At 69.4% G+C, this 20,671-nt stretch carries 18 protein-coding genes; 12 read left to right on the top strand and 6 right to left on the bottom strand.

Features of this window, described 5'->3' with window-relative positions; genetic code table 11:
- Positions 1–183: 183 nt before the first annotated feature.
- The 3 genes from ABZ845_RS20020 (at position 184) to ABZ845_RS20010 (ending at position 4,813) form a co-directional block, all read left to right on the top strand.
- A complete protein-coding gene (locus ABZ845_RS20020; RefSeq protein ID WP_360981310.1) occupies positions 184–1,083 on the top strand; it encodes a S1 family peptidase in 900 nt (299 codons plus the stop codon).
- A 477-nt stretch (positions 1,084–1,560) separates the two neighbouring features.
- Positions 1,561–2,640, top strand: coding sequence for a S1 family peptidase (locus ABZ845_RS20015; RefSeq protein ID WP_360981307.1), 1,080 nt, complete (start codon positions 1,561–1,563; stop codon positions 2,638–2,640).
- A 220-nt stretch (positions 2,641–2,860) separates the two neighbouring features.
- A complete protein-coding gene (locus ABZ845_RS20010; protein ID WP_360981304.1) occupies positions 2,861–4,813 on the top strand; it encodes a glycoside hydrolase family 15 protein in 1,953 nt (650 codons plus the stop codon).
- Positions 4,814–4,867: 54 nt separating this feature from the next.
- On the opposite strand, the gene ABZ845_RS20005 is transcribed toward ABZ845_RS20010, so the two are convergent.
- Positions 4,868–6,940, bottom strand: a complete 2,073-nt coding sequence (locus tag ABZ845_RS20005; protein ID WP_360981301.1) for an FUSC family protein — start codon at positions 6,938–6,940, stop codon at positions 4,868–4,870.
- 108 nt (positions 6,941–7,048) lie between these two features.
- A complete protein-coding gene (locus ABZ845_RS20000; protein ID WP_360981298.1) occupies positions 7,049–7,480 on the bottom strand; it encodes a GNAT family N-acetyltransferase in 432 nt (143 codons plus the stop codon).
- A gap of 175 nt (positions 7,481–7,655) precedes the next feature.
- On the opposite strand from ABZ845_RS20000, the gene ABZ845_RS19995 reads away from it, so the two are divergent.
- The 3 genes from ABZ845_RS19995 to ABZ845_RS19985 are packed head-to-tail and all read left to right on the top strand — an operon-like array spanning position 7,656 to position 12,903.
- Positions 7,656–11,120 carry a DNA polymerase III subunit alpha gene (locus ABZ845_RS19995; RefSeq protein WP_360981295.1) on the top strand — a complete coding sequence of 1,155 codons (3,465 nt, stop codon included), beginning with the start codon at positions 7,656–7,658 and terminating at the stop codon, positions 11,118–11,120.
- Positions 11,117–12,139 carry a hypothetical protein gene (locus ABZ845_RS19990; RefSeq protein ID WP_360981292.1) on the top strand — a complete coding sequence of 341 codons (1,023 nt, stop codon included), beginning with the start codon at positions 11,117–11,119 and terminating at the stop codon, positions 12,137–12,139. Before ABZ845_RS19995 ends, ABZ845_RS19990 begins: the two co-directional genes overlap by 4 nt.
- A gap of 56 nt (positions 12,140–12,195) precedes the next feature.
- Positions 12,196–12,903 carry a hypothetical protein gene (locus ABZ845_RS19985; RefSeq protein ID WP_360981289.1) on the top strand — a complete coding sequence of 236 codons (708 nt, stop codon included), beginning with the start codon at positions 12,196–12,198 and terminating at the stop codon, positions 12,901–12,903.
- A gap of 26 nt (positions 12,904–12,929) precedes the next feature.
- Here ABZ845_RS19985 and ABZ845_RS19980 read toward each other — a convergent pair whose 3' ends face one another.
- Positions 12,930–13,307 carry a cupin domain-containing protein gene (locus ABZ845_RS19980; protein WP_360981287.1) on the bottom strand — a complete coding sequence of 126 codons (378 nt, stop codon included), beginning with the start codon at positions 13,305–13,307 and terminating at the stop codon, positions 12,930–12,932.
- Positions 13,308–13,414: 107 nt separating this feature from the next.
- Between ABZ845_RS19980 and ABZ845_RS19975 the strand changes: the two genes are divergently transcribed.
- Together ABZ845_RS19975 and ABZ845_RS19970 are read left to right on the top strand one after the other, a co-directional pair.
- Positions 13,415–13,861 carry a MarR family winged helix-turn-helix transcriptional regulator gene (locus tag ABZ845_RS19975; protein WP_360981284.1) on the top strand — a complete coding sequence of 149 codons (447 nt, stop codon included), beginning with the start codon at positions 13,415–13,417 and terminating at the stop codon, positions 13,859–13,861.
- Between the two features lie 193 nt (positions 13,862–14,054).
- Entirely contained in the window at positions 14,055–14,912 is an 858-nt protein-coding gene (locus ABZ845_RS19970; RefSeq protein ID WP_360981281.1) for an alpha/beta fold hydrolase, read from the top strand.
- Between the two features lie 368 nt (positions 14,913–15,280).
- On the opposite strand, the gene ABZ845_RS19965 is transcribed toward ABZ845_RS19970, so the two are convergent.
- Entirely contained in the window at positions 15,281–16,018 is a 738-nt protein-coding gene (locus ABZ845_RS19965) for a hypothetical protein (protein WP_360981278.1), read from the bottom strand.
- A 116-nt stretch (positions 16,019–16,134) separates the two neighbouring features.
- Complete coding sequence (locus ABZ845_RS19960) at positions 16,135–16,419, bottom strand: hypothetical protein (protein WP_360981275.1); 285 nt, start codon at positions 16,417–16,419, stop codon at positions 16,135–16,137.
- A 415-nt stretch (positions 16,420–16,834) separates the two neighbouring features.
- Here ABZ845_RS19960 and ABZ845_RS19955 point away from each other — a divergent pair, with 415 nt between their 5' ends.
- On the top strand, positions 16,835–17,278 hold the full coding sequence (locus ABZ845_RS19955; protein ID WP_360981272.1) for a hypothetical protein: 444 nt from the start codon (positions 16,835–16,837) through the stop codon (positions 17,276–17,278).
- 182 nt (positions 17,279–17,460) lie between these two features.
- Positions 17,461–18,000 (top strand): carbonic anhydrase, encoded by a 540-nt coding sequence (locus ABZ845_RS19950; protein WP_360981269.1) that lies wholly within the window; start codon positions 17,461–17,463, stop codon positions 17,998–18,000.
- Positions 18,001–18,094: 94 nt separating this feature from the next.
- Here the strand turns inward: ABZ845_RS19950 and ABZ845_RS19945 are convergent, their stop codons facing one another.
- A complete protein-coding gene (locus ABZ845_RS19945) occupies positions 18,095–18,736 on the bottom strand; it encodes a uridine kinase (protein WP_360981266.1) in 642 nt (213 codons plus the stop codon).
- Between the two features lie 240 nt (positions 18,737–18,976).
- Here ABZ845_RS19945 and ABZ845_RS19940 point away from each other — a divergent pair, with 240 nt between their 5' ends.
- Together ABZ845_RS19940 and ABZ845_RS19935 are read left to right on the top strand one after the other, a co-directional pair.
- A complete protein-coding gene (locus ABZ845_RS19940; protein ID WP_360981263.1) occupies positions 18,977–19,897 on the top strand; it encodes an MBL fold metallo-hydrolase in 921 nt (306 codons plus the stop codon).
- A 355-nt stretch (positions 19,898–20,252) separates the two neighbouring features.
- Positions 20,253–20,660: an SseB family protein gene (locus ABZ845_RS19935; RefSeq protein ID WP_360981260.1), complete on the top strand. Its 408-nt coding sequence runs from the start codon at positions 20,253–20,255 to the stop codon at positions 20,658–20,660.
- Positions 20,661–20,671 lie beyond the last annotated feature (11 nt).

Here is a 20,671-nt window from a genome sequence, read left to right as displayed (position 1 = left end):
AGGTAAGTTGAACGCTGCACGGCCGAAAGCGCCCTTGTGCCGGCCGGTCACGCGGTCGAATACTCGCCACAGCGCTTGTCAGGGGCACGACTTGTTCGGCATCTGGCGAACCGCCCCCGGCTGCGCCTCACGGGCCCCCGACTCCCCACGCGGGCCCCCGACTTCCCATGGAGGGAACGAAAAGTGAGGATCAAGCGCACCACCCCCACAAGCGGTATCGCGAGACGGACCCGGCTGTTCGCCGTGGTCACCGGATTCGTGGCCGCGGCCGCGTTCGCCGTTCCCGCCGCGAACGCGAGCGACACGCACACCTTCAGCGCGAACCAGCTGGCCGGCGTGAGCGACGCGGTGCTCAAGTCCGATGTCGCGGGCACCGCCTGGTCCGTCGACCCCACGACGCACCGCGTCGTCGTCACCGTCGACAGCAGGGTCTCGAAGGCCGGGATAGCGAAGATCGAGAAGGCGGCCGGCAGCAACGCGGGAGCCCTCACGATCAAGCACACCGCGGGCAGGTTCAACAAGCTGATCTCCGGCGGTGACGCCATCTACGGCGGCCAGTACCGCTGCTCGCTCGGCTTCAACGTGCACAGCGGGAGCACCTACTACTTCCTGACCGCCGGTCACTGCGGCCAGGTCGCCTCCACCTGGTACTCCAACTCCGGCCACACCACGGTGCTGGGCAAGAACGTCAGCTACAGCTTCCCGGGCAACGACTACGCCCTGGTCCGCTACACCAACTCCTCCATCGCGCACCCGAGCGCGGTCGGCAGCCAGAGCATCACCCGTGCCGCCACCCCGAGCGTCGGCACGACCGTCTACCGGCGCGGCTCCACCACCGGCACCCACAGCGGCCGGGTCACCGCACTGAACGCCACGGTCAACTACGGCAGCGGCGACATCGTCTACGGCCTCATCCAGACCACGGTCTGCGCCGAGGGCGGCGACAGTGGCGGCCCCCTGTACTCGGGCAGCACCGCGTACGGTCTGACCTCCGGCGGCAGCGGTGACTGCACCTCCGGCGGTACGACCTTCTTCCAGCCCGTCACCGAGGCGCTCAGCGCCTACGGCGTGAGCGTCGGCTGACCCCGCTCACCGGCCCCGCACCGCCGCGGCCGACAGCAGACGAGCCCCCGCGCACCCCGTGCGCGGGGGCTCGCCCTTGCCCGCGTGGGGGGGTGGGGAACCGGAGGGCCAAGGCGCCGCGATCGGCGCGGGGGCGACACCCTTTCCTGGTTTCTCTCGCGATCACGCAAATCGAAGGATGGGATTCCGGACAGGACTAGACCTCGCCGATCGCGCAGGGATAACCCTCGCCTGGCATGTGCGGCGGAAACCGGTCGATGAGGACCAGCGGAGGTCATGAGCCCCATGGCACACGGCGGTTGACGAATACACGTCCTGATGTCGACCTTGTGAGCCACCTGTGAGCCCCGGATAGTTGAGCGCAGCACGGTGGGCACGGATGCGAATCGCGAGGTGTGCCGCCTCCGTGCCTTACGCCTTCCGGTCGCGGCGGTCCCCACAATCTTCGCGGCCGATCCCCCCACAGGAGGACGTGAGTTGAAGCATCGACGCATATCCGGACGGCGGGCAGTCGTGGCCGGCGCGGGTGTCGCCGCACTGATCACCGCTGGTCTCACCTTCCAGAACGCGAACGCGAGCGAAGCCACGGCGACCGAGGCGCCCCACACGCTCTCGGCCGACGCGGCCGGAAAGCTCGCCTCGGCGCTCGGCAAGGACCTGGGCACCGACGCGGCCGGAACGTACTACGACGCGCAGACGAAGCAGCTCGTCGTCAACGTGCTCGACGAGACGGCCGCCAAGGCGGTCCGGACGGCCGGAGCCAGGGCCAGACTCGTCCAGAACTCGCCGGCCGAGCTGGACGGCGCCCGCGCCACGCTCAAGAAGGACGCGACCATCCCCGGCACCTCCTGGGCGACCGACCCCAGGACGAACAAGGTCGTCGTCACGGCCGACAGGACCGTGTCGAAGGCGGAGTCGGCCAAGCTCGCCAAGGTGGTCGACGGTCTGGGCGCGAAGGCCGAACTGAGGCACTCGAAGGGAGAGTTCAAAGCCTTCATCGCGGGCGGCGACGCCATCAGCGGCTCCGGCGGACGCTGTTCGCTCGGGTTCAACGTGCTCAAGGGCGGCCGGCCGTACTTCATCACCGCGGGGCACTGCACCCAGGCGATCTCCAGCTGGTCGGACTCGAGCGGCAACGTGATCGGCCAGAACGAGTCCTCCCACTTCCCGGGCACCGACTTCGGACTGGTCAAGTACTCGGGCAACACCGAACACCCGAGCGCCGTCGACCTCTACGACGGCTCCACGCAGCAGATCACCAAGGCGGCGGACGCGACCGTCGGCGAGAAGGTGACCCGCAGCGGCTCCACGACCCATGTGCACTCCGGAACGGTCACGGGTCTCAACGCCACGGTGAACTACTCGGAAGGCACGGTCAACGGACTCATCCAGACGGACGTCTGCGCCGAGCCCGGTGACAGCGGCGGCTCACTGTTCGACGGCGACGCCGCGATCGGCCTCACCTCGGGCGGCAGCGGCGACTGCACCTCGGGCGGCCAGACCTTCTTCCAGCCGGTCCCCGCGGCGCTCACGGCCCTAGGCGCCCAGATCGGCTGAGCCCCCTTCCCGTCATCGACGTGAAGTCCCGCTCCCGTACCTCAGGGGGCGGGACTTCCGTGTGCGGGCGCCGGGGCCGTGCCGGAGATCCTCCGGGAGTAATGCGAACCCTGTGCACGCCATGCAGTCTGGAGGTGGGAACGCGTCGTGTGTCCGCAGGCGGCGTGGTCGGCGGCAGCGACGTCACCGCCGCCGCCAGGCGAAATGGGAAGAGGCCCCCATGAGCGAACACCCCCTGATCGAAGACCACGGACTCATCGGGGACCTGCAGACGGCCGCACTGGTTTCCACCGAGGGAACGATCGACTGGTTCTGCAGCCCGCGATTCGACTCGCCGAGCATCTTCGGAGCCCTGCTCGGCGGTGAGAACGGCGGTCACTGGACGATCGCTCCGCAGGCGCCGACGTATGCGACGAAGCAGCTGTACTACCCGGACACCTGTGTGCTGCTCACCAGATTCATGACCGAGCAAGGCGTCGGCTCGGTCGTGGATTTCATGCCGCCTGCTTCGCCGCGTGATCCGACGGACAATCACCGGCTGGTCCGAATGCTGCGGTGCACACGTGGTGAGATCTCGTTCGACATCGAGATCGCGCCCCGGTTCGACAACGCACGGCAACCGAATGAGGTCACTCCGTGCGCGGGCGGCTGGCACTTTTCCAGCCCGGATACAGATATGACCGTACATGTGGTGGACGCGCCCGGCGATGAGTGTGCGGGCGGCCGGAGGGTTCGCGCCGGTGACGTGTGCATGAGAGTAGGGCTGCGAGCCGGTATGACGCGCGGCCTCGTGCTGGAGACGTTCGCTGACGGCCCGCCACGCATCGTTCCGCCGGAGGAATGCGAGCGACTCCTCGACGACACCATCGCTTTCTGGCACACCTGGCTGGCGCGTTCCCGCTACACCGGACGGTGGCGGGAGATGGTCAACCGCTCCGCCATGACGCTCAAACTCATGACGTATGCCCCGTCCGGGGCCATGGTCGCGGCTCCGACCACCAGCCTGCCCGAACAGGTCGGCGGCGGGCGCAACTGGGACTACCGCTACGCGTGGGTACGCGATGCCTCCTTGTCCCTTCACGCGCTGCTCGGGCTGGGATTCACCGAGGAGGCCGTGGCGTTCACCGAGTGGCTGGGCGACCGCGTCCAGGAGTACACCGGTCCGGGTGAGCACCCTCTGAAGGTCATGTACCGCGTCGACGGCTCCTCCGAACTGGCGGAGCAGACCCTGGATCACCGGCAGGGCTACCGGGGCTCCGCTCCGGTGCGGGTCGGCAACGGAGCCGCCGGCCAGTTGCAGCTCGACATCTACGGATCGGCACTGGAGTGCCTCCACTTCGCTGACCAGCGGGGTCTGCCGACGACCTGCCGCATATGGCAGGCGCTGATCGACACGGTGGACTGGGTGTGCGAGAACTGGGACCAGCCCGAAGCCGGCATCTGGGAAACGCGGGGCGGTGACAAGGATTTCACCTATGGACGGCTCATGAGCTGGATCGCGCTGGACCGGGCCATCCGCATGGCCGCCCGGAGTGGCCGCCCCGCCGAGGTGCAGCGCTGGACGAAGGAACGTGACGCCATCTACTGGCAGATCCTGCGGCGAGGGTGGAGTCCGCGGCGTGCCGCGTTCACGCAGTACCTGGGCAGCGACGTCCTGGACTCCGCGCTGCTGCGGATGCCCGCGGTGGGGTTCATCCCCCCGCAGGATCAGCGGTGGCTCTCGACCTTGGACGCGATCGAGAAGGATCTCGTGTCCGACGGCCTCGTATACCGGTACGACCCCTCTGCCTCTCCTGACGGGCTGCTCGGTCTCGAAGGTACCTTCTCGGCGTGCACCTTCTGGTACGTCGAAGCCCTCGCTCGTGCCGGTCGTCTGCGTGAAGGGCGGCTCGTCTTCGAGAAGATGCTCACCTACGCCAACCATCTCGGTCTGTACTCCGAGGAAATCGGGCTGACCGGCGAGCAACTCGGCAACTTCCCCCAGGCTTTGACCCACCTTGCCCTCGTCACCGCCGCGCTGAGCCTGGATGCCCATCTCGACGCCGCCAGGCCGGGCTACCCTCCCACCTCTCCGGTTCCGCTCCTCTACGCGCAACCGATGGCAGCGGTGGCCGGAGGCCCGCCTGTCACGCCGGCCACCGCATATCCGTCGGACCACGTCATCCGCAGGTGAGCGCATCACCTGTCCCATCGGTCAGGTCCGCGGCCGGTGGCAGAAGGCGGAATTTCAGGCCGCCGCGTGGCGACGGGGGCGGCAGCGGGAGGCGATGGTGGCGGTCAGTGCCTCGACGGCGTCGACGGTCGCGGTGCTCAGGGCGACGGCGCGGCCGGCCGTGGCGCTGCCGGGGCCGTCGGACGTCTCGGCCGGCAGACCGGAGCGGGCGGTGAAGGAGTCGTAGAACGACCGCAATGCTCCCGGGGCCACGGTCTCGGCTCCGGCGGCGGCGCGGGCCAGTGCGGCGAGGTGTTCGTGCAGCGGACCGACCAGTTCGGTCAGCTCCGGCACTGTGTCCTGAGAGGTGCGCGGCAGGTGTTCGCCCAGCAGGGTGGCGCATCCGGCGACCGTGGACACCTGAGTCCTGATCAGCTCCAGCTGCGCAGTCGACCAGGGGCCGCGATGCTCGGCCGGCTCGGCGTGCGACTGCTGCACCGCGTCGACGGCTGCCAGGTCGGCCGCCCCTACGTCGGCGTATCCGGTCAGCAGCTCGGGCAGCAGCCGGTCCTGCACCCGCAGCCACTCCGCGAGCAGGCCCGGCACCCGCCGGGTGGACCAGGTCGGCCAGACCAGGAAGATGAGCACGGCGAGCGCGGCACCGACCACGCTGTCGGCGGCGCGCGCCCACGCCGTGGGCCCGGGCAGCCCGCCGACGTGGTGGATCAGGAAGACGATCCAGGTGGTCAGCCACAGGTTGAGCATCAGTTGCCCGGTCCGCAGGGTCACGAAGGCCGCCGCGGCCAGTACCACCGACAAGACCGCGAGGCCGGCGGGCGACCGGGGCGGCAGGGACAGCACCCAGGCGAAGAGACCGCCCAGCACGGCCCCGGCCGCCCGCCCCCAGCCGCGCGCGATGGTGTGTCCGTAATCGGGGAAGAGCACCAGCATGGTGGTCAGGGCCACCCAGAAGCCGTGCGCGGAGATGCCAAGACCACCCCACCCGCCGATCGACCGGCCGATGATCTCGGCGACCACCACGCCCACCGCGAGCCGTACCGCATGGCGGAAGATCGGCGATCGGGGGCGCAGTTGCGCGCGGATCCGCCGGGCGGTGTGTGCCACGGCGGGGGTGCCCGCGTAAAGGCCCGGCACCTCGGTGTGGGGTTCCAGTGCGTCGCCCAGGCGGTCGTCGGTCGAGCGCCGGGCCAGCTGCCCGGCCGTCCGCAGCCGCGCTGCCAGGTCGCGCGGGCCGCGTACGGGCGAGGCGGACGCCCACGACTCCAGGAGGGTGCGGGCATCCTCGGGGGTGCGGTGCTCGCGGCCGGAGGCGACCGTACGGGAGATGTCGCCCAGCACCCGCGCGGCGGCGGCCAGTGCCTCCTGGTTCCCGGCCGCTGCCGCCGCGGGCACCGTCAGCCCCACGGTGTGCAGCGCGCGGCGGATGCGCTCTGCCTCACCCAGCAGCCCGAACAGGGCCGCCGCCGCGGGCCGGCTGAACTTAGGCAGCAGGTCCAGGGAGCGCCGGGCCGCAGTGAACGGAGCGGACCCGCCCAGGGCGGCGGAGTCGGCCGCGACCGAAGCCTCGGCGAGCGACCGGTACAGGGCCGCGAGGGCACGGCGCTGGGCGCCGAACCGCGGGCCGTACGGCGGGAGCAGGTGCACCGCCACGACGAGTCCGGTGCCGACCGCGATCCACCCGGCGATCACCAGGCCGTCCACTGTGCCGGGAGCGAGATCAGCCGTGATCATCAGCCCGATGACCGTGAGACAGCCCCGGATGCCGGGCGCGACGCCCAGTTTCCGCCACAGTCCGGTGGCGAACGCCGCGACCGCGAGCACCAGCAGGAACAGCCAGGTGGTGCCGTGCACCAGGGCTCCCAGCGCCGCCATCGCGCTGAAGGCCGCGGCCATTCCGAGGGCGTTCACCACGGGGTGTCGCAGCGGGCTCAGCAGCGTACCGATGCCGCAGATGAACGCACCGACGCAGGCCATGGACCCGGCCACCGGGTCATTCAGCAGCAGGCCGAGGACCGTGGCGAGCAGCACGGCCAGTACGGCCCGTGCGATCGCCGACGGGGCGGCGAACGCCCGTTGAATGCGCAGCCCGTCCCGGCCGATCGTGATCAGCGACGACCACCAGCGCATGTCCGGGCCTCCTCAGCGGCATGGCGCGGGAGCAGCGCTCTCATCCTCTGTCGGCCCCGGCTCGGCTGCCACTCGCCGCGGCGACGTGCCTTCTCCGGGGCGGTCGGCTCATTGCGCCTGGCTCAGGATCATCAGGCCTTCCGGGCTCGGGACGGGTGCGAAGCCGGCCTTCGCGTAGACCTCGTGGGCGTCGCGTGTGGAGAGCAGGACGCGCTTGAGCCGGTAGGGGGCGAGGTGGTCGCGTACGGAGCGGGCCAGCCAGGTGCCCAGGCCCTTGCCGCGGTGCGCGGGGGCGACGTAGACGTCGCACAGCCAGGCGAAGGTCGCCCGGTCTGTGACGACACGGGCGTAGGCGACCTGGGTGCCCGCGGCGTCGTGGATGGCGAAGTTGAGGGAGTGGCGTACGGACTTCTCGACCGTTTCCCGGCTGCGGCCCAGCGCCCAGTACGCGTCGGTCGAGAGCCAGTGGTGCACCAGGCCGACATCGAGGCGGTCCGGGTCCGTGGAGAGCGCGTAGCCGTCCTGCTCGCTTGTGATCATGTCGAGGCAGCGTAGTGATGTTGCTTGGATTTTCCAAGTACTCACTTGGGCACTCCAAGTGCCTCTGTTCGAATCGCATGAATGTTCGATACTGGTCTACTGTGGTGTCACCACCCCGGCGTGACCGGAGTGGCAAAGGTGAAGGCAGGGGGCAGTCAGTGGCGAGGTGGTCCAGGTGCGCGGTTTTACGCATCTGCATGCCGTCTCAGGGTTCTCCCTGCGGTACGGCGCCTCCCACCCCGAGCAGCTTGCGGAGCGGGCCGCCGAGCGGGGGATGGACGCGGTCGCCCTGACCGACCGGGACACCCTCGGCGGTGCCGTCCGCTTCGCCAAGGCCGCGGGCCGGGCCGGGGTCCGGCCCCTGTTCGGAGTGGATCTCGCGGTGGAGGCGCCTGCCGAGGCGGCCGGCCGCACGGAGCGGCGGCGGGCACCGGCCCGTGGCGGCGCGTTCGTGGACGAGTCGGCGCAGCGCGTGCTCTTCCTCGCCCGGGACGGGGCCCGCGGCTGGGCCGGACTGTGCCGGCTGGTGAGTGCCGCCCACGCGGACACGGCGGGAGACAAGCGCCCCCTGCTTCCTTGGGACGCCCTCGAGGGGGAGCACCTCACCGTGCTGCTCGGCCCCGCCTCGGACGTCGGCCGTGCCCTGGCGGCGGGGCGGCCGGACCGCGCCGCCCAGCTGCTCGCGCCCTGGCGGGAGCGATACGGGGACGCGGCCCTGCGTATCGAGGTCGTCTGCCATGGCAGCGGCGGTACCGGCCCCGGTTCGCTGCGGCTCGCGGCCCGCGCCCTCGGCTTCGCCGCCGACCAGCGGATCATGCCCGTCCTCAGCAATGCCGTGCGCTATACCGACCCCGGCCAGGGCCCGGTGGCGGATGTCCTGGATTCCGCGCGCCGTCTGGTGCCGATCGATCCGCGCGGCGAGCGCGACGGCGGCGAGCGGTGGCTCAAGCCCACGGCGGACATGGTGCGCATCGCCGAGCAGGTGGCCGAGGCCGCCGGGTACCGCGCGAACACCGCCCGCCGGCTGCTCGAGGTCACCGAGGAGACCGCCGCCGCGTGCCGTGTCGACCCCGAGGACGATCTGGGGATCGGCCGCGTGCACTTCCCCGAGCCGGGGCTCGTCGGAGCCGACAGGCGCACCCCCGAGCGGGTGCTGCGTTCGACGTGCGCCGCCGCGATGCTGCGGCACGGCTACGACCGCGACCGCCGCCGCTGGGAGCGCCTCGAGGACGAGCTGCGTCTGATCGAGAGGCTGGGATACGCCTCGTACTTCCTCACCGTCGCCCAGGTCGTCGCCGACACCCGCGAGCTCGGCATCCGGGTCGCCGCCCGCGGCTCCGGCGCGGGCTCCCTGGTCAACCATCTCCTGGGGTTCGCCACCGCCGATCCCGTCGAACACGGTCTGCTCATGGAGCGCTTCCTGTCCGACCAGCGCGCGGAGCTGCCCGACATCGACATCGACGTGGAGTCGGCCCGCCGCCTGGAGGTCTACCGGGCGATCATCGACCGCTTCGGCCGGGAGCGGGTGGCCACCGTGTCGATGCCGGAGACCTACCGGGTACGGCACGCCGTACGCGATGTCGGCCTCGCCCTCGGTCTGGACCCGGCTGAGGTGGACCGGCTTGCAAAATCGTTTCCTCATATCCGGGCCCGGGACGCCCGCGCCGCCCTGCGGGAACTGCCGGAACTGCGCGGCATCGACCCGGAGGCGTACGGCCCGCAGATGTGGGACCTGGTCGAGGCCCTGGACGCGCTCCCGCGCGGTATCGCCATGCATCCGTGCGGCGTCCTGCTCTCCGATGTGACGCTGCTGCGCCGCACCCCCGTCATGCCGACCAGTGGCGAGGGCTTTCCCATGTCCCAGTTCGACAAGGAGGACGTGGAGGACCTCGGGCTGCTCAAGCTCGATGTGCTCGGGGTGCGCATGCAGTCCGCCATGGCGCACGCCGTCGCCGAGATCGAACGGACCTCCGGCAGCCGCATCGACCTGGACGACCCCGCGCAGGTGCCGCCCGGCGACCCGAAGACGTTCCAGCTGATCAAGTCCTCCCAGACCCTGGGCTGCTTCCAGACCGAGTCGCCCGGCCAGCGCGACCTCATCGCCCGGCTGCAGCCCGAGACCTTCCACGATCTCGTCGTCGACATCTCGCTGTTCCGGCCGGGCCCGGTCGCGGCCAACATGGTCGATCCGTTCATCAAGGCCCGGCACGGCCGCCAGGCGCCCGCCTATCCGCACCGGGACCTGGAGCCCGCGCTGCGGGAGACATACGGCGTGGTGGTCTTCCACGAGCAGATCATCCGGATCCTGTCCGTCATGACGGGCTGCGGCCCGGCCTTCGGCGACTACACGCGGCGGGCGCTGTCGAGCGCCGACCAGGTCGGACGGGTGCGGGCGTGGTTCGCGCAGGCGGCGCGCGGGCGCGGATACGAGGAAGGGGTCATCGAACGGACCTGGGAGATCGTCGAGGCGTTCGGGGCGTACGGCTTCTGCAAGGCGCACGCGGTGGCCTTCGCCGTGCCCTCGTACCAGTCGGCGTGGCTGAAGGCGCATCATCCGGCCGCCTTCTACGCGGGGCTTCTCACCCATGACCCGGGGATGTACCCGAAGCGGCTGCTGCTCGCGGACGCCCGGCGGCGGGGGGTGCCGATCCTGCCCCTGGACGTGAACGCGTCGGACGCCGCCTATCGAATCGAACTGGTGTCTGATGGCGAGGGTGGCCGGTCCGTCCACGGGATCCGGCTCGCCCTGAGCGATGTGCGCGGGATGAGCGAGAGCGAGGCGGAGCGGATCGTCGCAGGGCGCCCGTACACCTCGCTCCAGGACTTCGCCTCCCGGGCCCGGCCGTCCCGGCCCGTCGCCGAACGCCTTGCCCAGGTCGGCGCGCTGGACGCCTTCGGCCGCAACCGTCGCGACCTGATCCTGCACCTCGCCGAGCTGCATCGCGGGCGACAAGGCTCCACACAGGGGCAGTTGACACTGGGGGAGACCGATGAGACGCACCGTACGGTCGCCCCCGCCCATCTGCCCGACCTGAACGACGCCGAGCGGCTCGGGGCCGAACTCGGAGTGCTCGGCATGGACACCTCCCGCCATCTCATGGGCGACCAGCAGGAGTTGCTGGAGGAACTCGGCGTCGTCTCCGCGAAGCGGCTCAAAGACCTGCCGCACGGGCAGGCGGTGCTGGTCGCCGGCGCCAAGGGAGCCGTTCAGACCCCGCCGGTCCGCTCCGGAAAGCGCGTCATCTTCACCACGCTCGACGACACGACCGGCCTTGTCGACTGCGCGTTCTTCGAGGACAGCCACGAGGCCTGCGCACACACCGTCTTCCACTCCTGGCTGCTGCTCGTGCGCGGCGTGGTGCAACGCCGTGGCGGGGGCGGCGGCAAGGCGCTGTCGGTGACCGGCTCCGCCGCCTGGGACCTCACCGAACTGGCCGAACTACGCCGCGAAGGCGGACTGTCCGCGGTGACGGAACGGCTCACCCGGGCCGATACACCGCAGAGCAGGGGCGCGGACAACCGCAGCCTCCACCTGGAAACCGGTTACGCGCTGCACCCCTGGGCGGATCTCCAGCCGCCCGGTGAGTCCGTCAAACAGAGCCGCAAGCTGTGGCACCAGAGCCCGGGGAGTGCGGGATGAACGTCCTCTACATCCACTTCCACGACCTGCCCGACGAGCGGCTCTACGGCCGCCTTCTCGCCCTGCTGGCCGAGTACACCCCTCTGGTGCAGGCGCTGCCGCCGGACGCCGCACTGGCCGATGTCTCCGGCAGCCTGCGCTACTTCGGCACGGATGCCACGGCACTGGCCGAGCGCATCCGGGCACGCACCGGAGGGCTGTACGGACTCCGCTCGACGGTCGGCGTCGCGGCGAACCCGCTGCTCGCCCGCATGGTCGCCGCCGACGGCCCGCCCTCGGCGGTGCGCACCCTGCCGGACGACATCGACACGGTCACCGCCTTCCTCGCGCGCAAACCCGCCGCCACTCTGCAGGGCGTGGGACCCGCGACCGCCCGCACCCTGTCCTCGTACGGCCTGGACAGCGCCGGCAGGATCGCCGCGGCGCCACTGGGCACACTCCAGCGCATCCTGGGCGCCACCGCGGGGCGCCGTCTCCATGACGCGGCCCGCGGTCTCGACCCGACGCCGGTGGCCCCCGCGGCCCCGCCCCGCTCGATGAGCGTCGAACACGACTTCGCCCACGACGAGCTGGACCGGGACCGGCAGCGCGCCGCCCTGCTCGCGCTCACCGACCGCCTCGGCCTGCGGCTGCGCAACGAGTCCCAGGCGGCCCGCGCCCTCACCCTGACCGTCCGCTACGCGGACCGCTCGACGACGACCCGCACCCGCCGGCTGAGCGAACCCACCGCCCACACCCGCTCCCTGACGGCACTCGCCTACGAACTCCACGACCGGCTCGCCCTCCAGCGCGCACGCGTCCGCGCCGTCTCCCTGCGGGCGGAGAACCTGATCGCAGCCGACCTGGCCTCCCGTCAGCTGCTCTTCGACCCGGCCGACGAGAAGGCCCGCCGCATCGAAGCCGCCACCGACCGCGCCCGGGACCGGTTCGGCCCGGAAGCGGTGCATCCGGCGGCAGCGGTGGCACCCTCCGCACCCGACCAGGACACCCCGCAGCCCGTCAGGACCGCCGCGGCCTGATCAGCGCCGCAAAAGGAGTTGCCCGGCAGGGTCGTGGCAGGCCACGATCCGCACTCGTGCGGACATCGAAGCAGTCCATGGTCCGGGCGGCCGCCCGCAACAACGCCGAGTGGTGCGCGGCCATGAGCCGGTCACACGGTGTGGCGGGCGAGTTCGGGGAACAGGCATGGGCCGCCCCGGCCCGCACCCCGCCGTACTACCCGGACTCGGTGACGCTGGTGCCCGGCGCCGACCCGGCCGCGCTGGTGGCCCGGATCGACACCGCCTCGCCCGGCGCCACCGTGAAGGACAGCTTCGCCGACCTCGACCTCACGGAGGCCGGCTTCCGGGTTCTGTTCGACGCGCAGTGGATCCACCGCCCGGCCGACGCGCCCGCCATTTCCCCGGACCTCGCCTGGGACATGGCGGGCGACGCGGACGCGCTGCGCGCCTGGGCGCCGGCCTGGGACAACGGGAACGGCGACGCGGATCTGTTCTGCCCCGAGCTGCTCGCCGACCCGGACACCTCCGTGCTCGCCGGGTACTCCGCCGATGGCCGGGTGGTCGCCGGGGCGGTGGCGAGCCGCGGCGAGGAGGTGGTCGGCGTCTCCAACGTCTTCGCGCTCGACGGCGGCCCCGACGCGGCCTGGCCGGTCGTACTCGACGCGGTCCACCGGCTGTTTCCCGCCCTGCCGGTGGTCGGTTATGAGCACGGTGATGATCTGGCGGTCGCCATGCGTCACGGCTTCGAACCGCTGGGCCCGCTGCGGATCTGGATCCGCTGAAGGCAGGGACCGAGGCCCCTCGGGGCTCACCCGGCCCACGGGGGAGTGGTGATCCGTGTGCCGTCGGCGAGTTCCGCCTCCAGGCCGATGGAGGTGGTGACCCAGGAGACGGCGGTCTCGGCGGTCGGGTTCTCGATGCCGATGAGTACGCCGGGATTGACGATCACCGTGTCGCCCGCGGTGATCCGCTCGGTGTTGCCGTCAAGGGTGATGAGCAGTTCGCCGCTGAGCAGATGGAAGATCTCCTCCCGGGTGACGGTGTGCAGGGGCGCGCGGTGTCCCGCGGGCAGTTCGCCGCGCCAGGCGCACAGCTCCTTGCTGCCGGTCCGGGAAGTCGCGTACGAGACGAAACGGGCGCCGTGCATCTCATGGGTGACGGCTTGGGAGTGGCGGACGACAGGCATGAGGTCTCCGTGGGTGGCGATCAACGGAATTGGTCAAGCTGCTTGACCAAGTTGGCCCCTCGATAGTCAAGCAGCTTGACCATCCTGTCAAGGTGTTCAATGTCCGCGTGAAGAACTCCGAGGCCATGGCCCTGTCCGCCGCCCTGCTCGCCGTCGCGGGCGAGCTGACGCAGCGCATCAATGAAGGAGTCGTCGCGCGCGGCTTCGGAGGCATGCGGCCCGCGCACGGCTTCGCGTTCGCCCGGCTCGCCCCCAGCGGGGCGACCGTCACGGAGCTGGCGTCCCATCTCGGGGTCACCAAGCAGGCGGCGAGCCAGCTCGTCGATGAGATCGTGCGCAAGGGCTTCGCCGAGCGGCGGCCCCATCCGGGGGACGCGCGGGCCAGGCTGATCGTGCTGACCGAGCGCGGCTGGGCCTGCACCCGGGCCGCCGAGGAGGCCGCCGTGGAGGCCGTGCGGCCATGGACGGATCTCCTCGGAGAGGCTGAAATTCGCTCTTTCCAGCGTCAGTTGCTGCGTATCGCGCCCTATGGGCCGGTCAAACCCGCATGGTGATGAGTCGTCACATACGCTGGGGTCATTACCAGGAATCGCAGCTCAGGGCAGTCGTGGCTGAAAGTTTTTACTGACGCGTAACTTCCCATGAGCCCTACTCGTTCGTAACTTGACGGGTGAACAGCATCCTCGTGATCCGGATCGCAGAGGCACAAGGCCGTCGCACTCCCCTGATCCGCAAGGAGATCACCCGATGCTGCCCTGGAAACGCCTGCTCAGACCGCTCGCGGCAGTCCTGCTGACCACCGCGGTCGCCGTCGTCCCCGCCGCCTCCGCGCACGCCGCCGCGCCCTCCAGCGGATGGAACGACTACTCCTGCAAGCCGTCCGCCGCCCACCCCCGCCCCGTCGTCCTCGTCCACGGAACCTTCGGCAACTCCATCGACAACTGGCTGTCTCTAGCCCCCTATCTGGAGGCGCGCGGCTACTGCGTCTTCTCGCTCGACTACGGCCAGCTGCCGGGCGTCCCCCTCTTCTACGGCCTCGGATCCATCGCCGCCTCGGCCGGGCAGCTCCAGACCTTCGTGGACAGGGTGCTGTCCGCGACCGGGGCCGCGAAGGCCGATGTCGTCGGTCACTCGCAGGGCGGCATGATGCCCCGCTACTACCTCAAGTTCCTCGGAGGTGACGCCAAGGTGAACGCGCTCGTCGGTCTCGCGCCCGACAACCACGGCACCACCCTCGACGGCCTCGCCAACCTGCTGCCGTACTTCCCCGGCGCCGAGGAACTGCTCTCCGCGGCCACACCCGGTCTCGCCGACCAGCTCGTCGGCTCGGCGTTCCTGACCAAGCTCAACGCCGGCGGCGACACGGTGCCCGGCGTCCACTACACGGTCATCGCCACCAAGCACGACGAGGTGGTCACGCCGTACAGCTCACAGTTCCTGAGCGGATCCGACGTCCACAACGTCCTGCTGCAGAACCTGTGCTCGGTCGACCTCTCCGAGCACGTGGCGATCGGGCTGATCGACCGGATCGCCTTCCACGAGGTGGCCAACGCCCTTGACCCGGCCCACGCCACCGCCACCACCTGCGCGTCCGCGTTCAGCTGACGCCGACGGTCACCGTCTGACGTCCGTAGCTGTCCCCAGCAGCCGCGGCCGTCGCCGGGGCCTGTCCGACCTGAGCCGCCGGACAGGCCCCGGACTTCGCGACGCGGTCCCGTGGGGCGATCAGCAGCAAGTTAGCCCCAGAAAGCCGGGGAAGCGCGGACCGGAGGCCGTCGGAGGGGATCTTTATGACGCCGTTAAGGCAGGGCTAACCAGTCGCTCAGGAAGAGGGGGAGGAACCCCCAGCTCACCTGGCTCCGAGCAGCGTTACGGTCCATGGCAGTCCGCGTTCGTCCGCAGCCGGACGCTCCGGTTGGCTCCCAGATTGGCTCCCGGCGGCGTCCATGTGCGCCGGTTGCGTCTGCGTCCGGTCAACCCACGCAGCCGGTGACGATGACGGGGCTGCCGTCGCAGTTGGTGGGGGTGTTGTTCCGGATCTGTGACCGGGTCACCGTGAACTGGGTGTCGGTGTCCACACCGCCCGGTGCGATGGTGGAGGCGTTGTTGTTCACCTCGCTGTGATCGAGTGTCACCGCACCGCCTTGGTTGTAGATGCCTCCCGCCTGTGAATTGCCGGAGCCATTTGTGCTGTTGCGGTCGACCGAGCTGTGCCGCAGCACCAGGGTGCCGCCTTGTTCGAAAATGCCGCCGCCCTTGCCGTCGGGGCCTCCTGCGACGTTGCCGGAGACCTCGGTCCTGATGAGCGTCAGCGAGGCTTGATTGAAGATCCCGCCGGCGCCCGATGCCGGGGTGATGTTGTCGATGATCTTGCTGTTGATGAACTGGACGGTGCCGCCGTCGATGTCGATGCCGGCGCTGAAAAGGCCGCTGGTGTTGTTCTTCAGGGTGGTGTCGCGGTAGACGGCGTCACCGTTGTCGTGGTCGATGGCACCGCCGTTGTTTGTGGCGAAGTTGCGGGAGAACACGACGCCGTCGGTGGTGACGGTGCCGTCCGACTGCAGGCCTCCGCCCAGGGTGCCCGCGTTGTTGAAGGTGAACTGGCTGCGGGTGATGTCCGCCGTGGCGTCTGATTCGACGTCGACGCCGCCTCCCTCGTTGACGGCGGTGTTGTTGTCGAGGGTGGTCTTGTTGAGCTTCAGGTTGCCCAAGCCGTCGACGAGGATGCCTCCCCCGTCATCGGGCGAGTTGCCGCCGCGGATCGTGAGGTCGTCGAGCCGGAGGTCACCGGTGGAGGTGACATGGAAGATACGGAAGGCGCCGGCCGTCAGCCCGTCGCGGACGATGGTGGAGTCGCGGCCTTCGATGGTGAGTTGCCTGTCGACGGGGGCAGTCCGTCGTCGCCGAGGTAGGCGGTGGTCAGGTGGTAGGTGCAGTGGCGGGCGAGGACGAGGGTGGATCCCGCAGGCGCCGTGGCGATCGCGTTGATCAGGGCCGTGGTGTCGCACGGCACCGGGATGTCCGATCCTCCCGCGACGGCCGGTACCGTGCTCACGCCGTTGACGAGAACCGTGGCCAGGGCGGCAACGCCGGACAGTGTGGTGTATCGCATGGCTCTCCCTTGAAGTGCAGGGACCGCCGGTGCGCAGACCGCCCCTCATGCGAGTCCCGGACACTGGGAGCAAAGCCGCCTCCTACACCTCTTCCAGTGAGCCGCAAGTCCGCATCACCCGGGCACAGCAGCGGATTCAGCCGAGCAGGCGAATCCGTCACTCCAACCCCACACCCCAAACCGTCACGCAATGCGGTCGCGGTGAATGTTGGCCTTGGGGTGGCTCCCAAGCCGCTGGAGCGCCTCAGGCCACCGTTCGCCGCCTCGCTGAGGTCTCGCCTCGGGCGGCCCTTGTGAGCCGGACGGGTGATCACCCTCAATTTTCTTTCCTCAAGAGGGAACTCTCCGAAGAGGGCCGCTGACACCCCGTTTACGGGCGGCTGACACTAATTGACGCGAAGTGAGGGCATGACTCATGAACACGCGCCTCCTGTTGGCACTGGCGACCCTGAGCATGGCGACCCTGACCAGCCTCATGCCCGCTCATGCTGCCGCAACGGGATCCAACAAGAAGGGATGCTCGCTCAGGACGCTGCACGGTGAATACGGCGACACCACCAGCGGCATCTCCAGCGACGGCGCACTCTTCGCCGAACAGGCACTGGTCACCTTCCACGGCGACGGCACCGCGAACGCCAAAGTGACCGTGATGAAAGCGACCTCGGGTCCGACACGCTTCACCAGTAATGTCACCTACACCCTGAACAGTGACTGCGCTGGTTCACTGACCGCGGCGCGGAGCACCGGAGAGACCATCCACGATGACATCGTGGTCACATCGAACGGTGCGAAGATTCTTCTCCTTCGGACAGATCCGGGATCTGTCGTGACCGGTGTCGAAGAACGTGTCCACTGGTGACCTCCGGCCGTGAGGGCGGTTCCATGTGGCCCTTGGAGCAGCCCTGGGGATATTCCCACAGCGAAGACCATGGTCGGGGTGCCGGACGAGATGAAGTTCCCTCTTCGTGGCACTTGCACCCCATAAAATAGGAGCATATGCTCCTATGTGTTCGATCCCCGCAGTACCGCTGAGGAAACAAAATGATCAACACAGAAGATCTGGTCAGCCGGAACGCCGCGTTCGCCGCCAGTGGCGTGCATAAGGGCCTGCACATCCTGGGCAGCGGCAACCTGATGGTCATCGGGTGCGTCGACTCCCGTGTCGATCCGAGCCATGTGCTCGGGCTGGACCTCGGCGAGGTCACGGCGATCCGCAACGTGGGCGGACGCGTCAACCCAGCCGTGTTCCGAACCCTGCTCATGCTCGCGAAGGTCAGGGAGGCCCACCGCGGTGACGCCCCCGCAGGCACGCACATCGTGGTCATGCAGCACACCGATTGCGGCATCAGGGACATCGCGGCGTTCCCAGAAATGCTCGCGAACGACTTCGACATCCCCGTCGAGGCGCTGGACGGGAAAGCCGTCATGGACCCGGTCGCCGCCGTCCGGCTCGACGTCGGGATCCTCAAGGATGTCCTCAAGACCAGGATGCCCTCGGGCCTCGTGACGGGGCTCGTCTACGACGTCGAGACCGGACTGATCGAGGTCGTCGCCCCGACCGCGAGGGCCGGGGAGGAATAGGCGCCGACTTCACGACCTCGCCTGACGACCACAGGGCAGCCGGCGCGCCGCGAGACTCTCGCTGAGTCGCCCACCGGCTCGCAGCATGCTGACGTCACGGTGTCACGATCTGCGGACGCGCGAACACCGAGTTGTCGATGACAACGTCCATCATCGGCACCGGGTCGACTTCCTGAAGATAGATGCGCTCGGCCACCGGATACCTGTCGCGGTGGATCGACTCCGCTTCGGTTCCGGCCCACTCCTGGTCGCGCTCGGCACCCCGCTGAGCGGACAGTTCCGCATCCAGCTGCAACCAGACGCGGAAGTCCCAGTACTCGTTGATCTCGGGGCGGAAGGCGAAGACACCATCCACAATCAGCACCGCGTCCGCCCCGAGCGGCGTCACTTCGGATGCATGATCTCGTTGGGTCAGGGGGTCGATGCAGCACAGCGCACAGAATGTCGCTCCCGATGACCGGCAGGGATCCAGCAGCAGGCGCTTGACCGCCTCATAGTCATACGCGTTGCGGTAGTACCCCTCACCGGACTCCCGGTCATAGAGGTGCCGGTCCCTCCACGGCTTCTTGAAGTCGTCGAGAGTCGCCCGGAGCACGGGCCGTCCCGCAGCACTGATCCACTCAGCCAGTTCATGTCCGAAGCTCGTTTTCCCAGCAGCGGTGAAGCCGTCGATCCCCACGAGCAGGCGTCCCTGACCGAGAGCCAGGATGCGCTTGGCGATCTCTTCGACCAGCATGCTGCGCTCGACGGAGGCTTCCGGAGGACAGGGCTGCCGCCAGGACGAAGCCGAATGCCGGACGTTCGCCCGTGGTGATCTCATGGAGGTGAACCTATCGACTGGTTCAACGGCCAGGAAGACCGTCAATCATTACTCGGAGCGCCGGCCCGCCGCAGCCATCCTTTCACGCCGGCAGACACGATGAAGTGGCCCCACGAAAGCAAGATCCGAGGAGACGGGACACCGGAGGATGCTCGTATGAAGATGCCGATCGGTCGCCCGAGTCTGCGGCCCTACCTGCCTTACCAGCAGCGCGCTGCAAGACACCGTGAGGGGCTGATCGCTTACTTCCTGGGCACCAGTTCAGTGCTGCTGTCGGACGGACAGACCTCTGTGCTCAGCGACGGGTTCGTCACCCGCCCGGGGATGCTGCGAGTGGGCATGGGCAAGATCGCCCCGGACCGCGCGCTGGTCCGTGCCGCCATCGAGCGGCTGCGGGTGGACACCCTCGCCGCTGTGGTGTGCGCGCATTCCCACTACGACCACGCTCTCGACGCACCGGTGTGGGCACTGGAGACCGGAGCCGAACTGGTCGGGTCGGAGTCCACCGCCAATATCGGGCGTGGCCTGGGGGTCCCCGAGTCGTCCTTGCGGGTGGTCGGCGACGGCGACAGCGCAACCTATGGCAGCTTCACGCTGACCTTCCTGGACTCCGTGCACAGTCCGGGCGACCATTATCCAGGCACCGTCGACCGGCCCTTGGTCCCGCCGGCCCGCGCCGGTGCCTGGAAGACCGGCACCGCCTACTCCGTGCTCGTCACCCACCCCCAGGGCCGCGTGCTCCTGCACGCCAGCGCCAACTACCGGCCCGGCGCGCTTCGCGGTCACCGCGCCGACGTCGTCTACCTGGGCGTCGGCATGCTGGGCGGACAGCCCACCGAGTTCCTTCATACCTACTGGGACGAGGTCGTGGCCGCGACCGGGGCCAGGCGGGTCATCCTGGTGCACTGGGACGACTTCTTCTCCGGCCTGGACCGGCCACTGCGCCCCATGCCCTACCTGCTCGACGACCTTGGCACCACCATGAGCCGATTGCTGCCCCTGGCCCGCTGTGACGGCGTCGACGTCGTCCTGCCCGTCTCCTGGCAACCCAGCGCCCCGCTCTCCGGTCTCGCGTGAACTCGGCCAGTCGTACGCCCCCGTCCGGATCGAGGAGTTGGCCGGCGTTCGCGCGAGGCATGTACACGCGGATCCATGAGCTGCAATTCGCCCGCGATCGCCTTCTTCACATCGTCTGCCGCACCGTCCATGGACGTATCCTCCGCGAGCCCACCCGCCTGGCCGCAACCGAATTGATCTGCGGCCACAGTTCAGCAGCAACTGATCGCCTGCGGCCATGACATGCGGCCCTTGCACGGCCCCAGGACGGCCCGGGAGGGCGTTCGTGCGCGGGCTCACCGCATGATCGGACCGATCACGGGTAGACGACACCTCGTCTCGGGGGGCGGCTCTGTGCAACAAGAGGTGCGGCGCTATGACTGAGATCCCGGCAGAGGTCTTCGAAACAGTGGCGCGGGACGCGCTTCACGAACTGGGCAGCGCGCCCGACCTGCGGGCGCTGGAGGCGCTGGCGGGTTGTGACGTGCTGATTCCTGCGATCGGTGGGATCCGGTACACGCGTAACCGCAGTGAACTCGTGCGGCTTGTGCTGCCGGTGATCGAAAGCGTCGACGAAGCCCCCGCGGTCATGGTGTTCACCTCGGAGGAACGGCTGTTCAGGGCCTTTCCCCAGGTGTCCTGCTACCGGCCTGTCACCCTGCGGGACCTGGCCTCTCGCTGGCCGACCAACGAGGTGGTGCTGGTGATCGACGCCGGGGACGAGGACGAGCTGATCCTGTCCGCGCACAAGGCGCGATGGCTGCTCGGCCGCTGCCTCGTCTGACCGCGGGCGGA

It is taken from the genome of Streptomyces sp. NPDC047022, from assembly GCF_040644155.1.
GTDB lineage: Bacteria > Actinomycetota > Actinomycetes > Streptomycetales > Streptomycetaceae > Streptomyces.
Note: the sequence above shows the minus strand (reverse complement) of the source record. Positions and strands in the feature narration are given on the sequence as shown.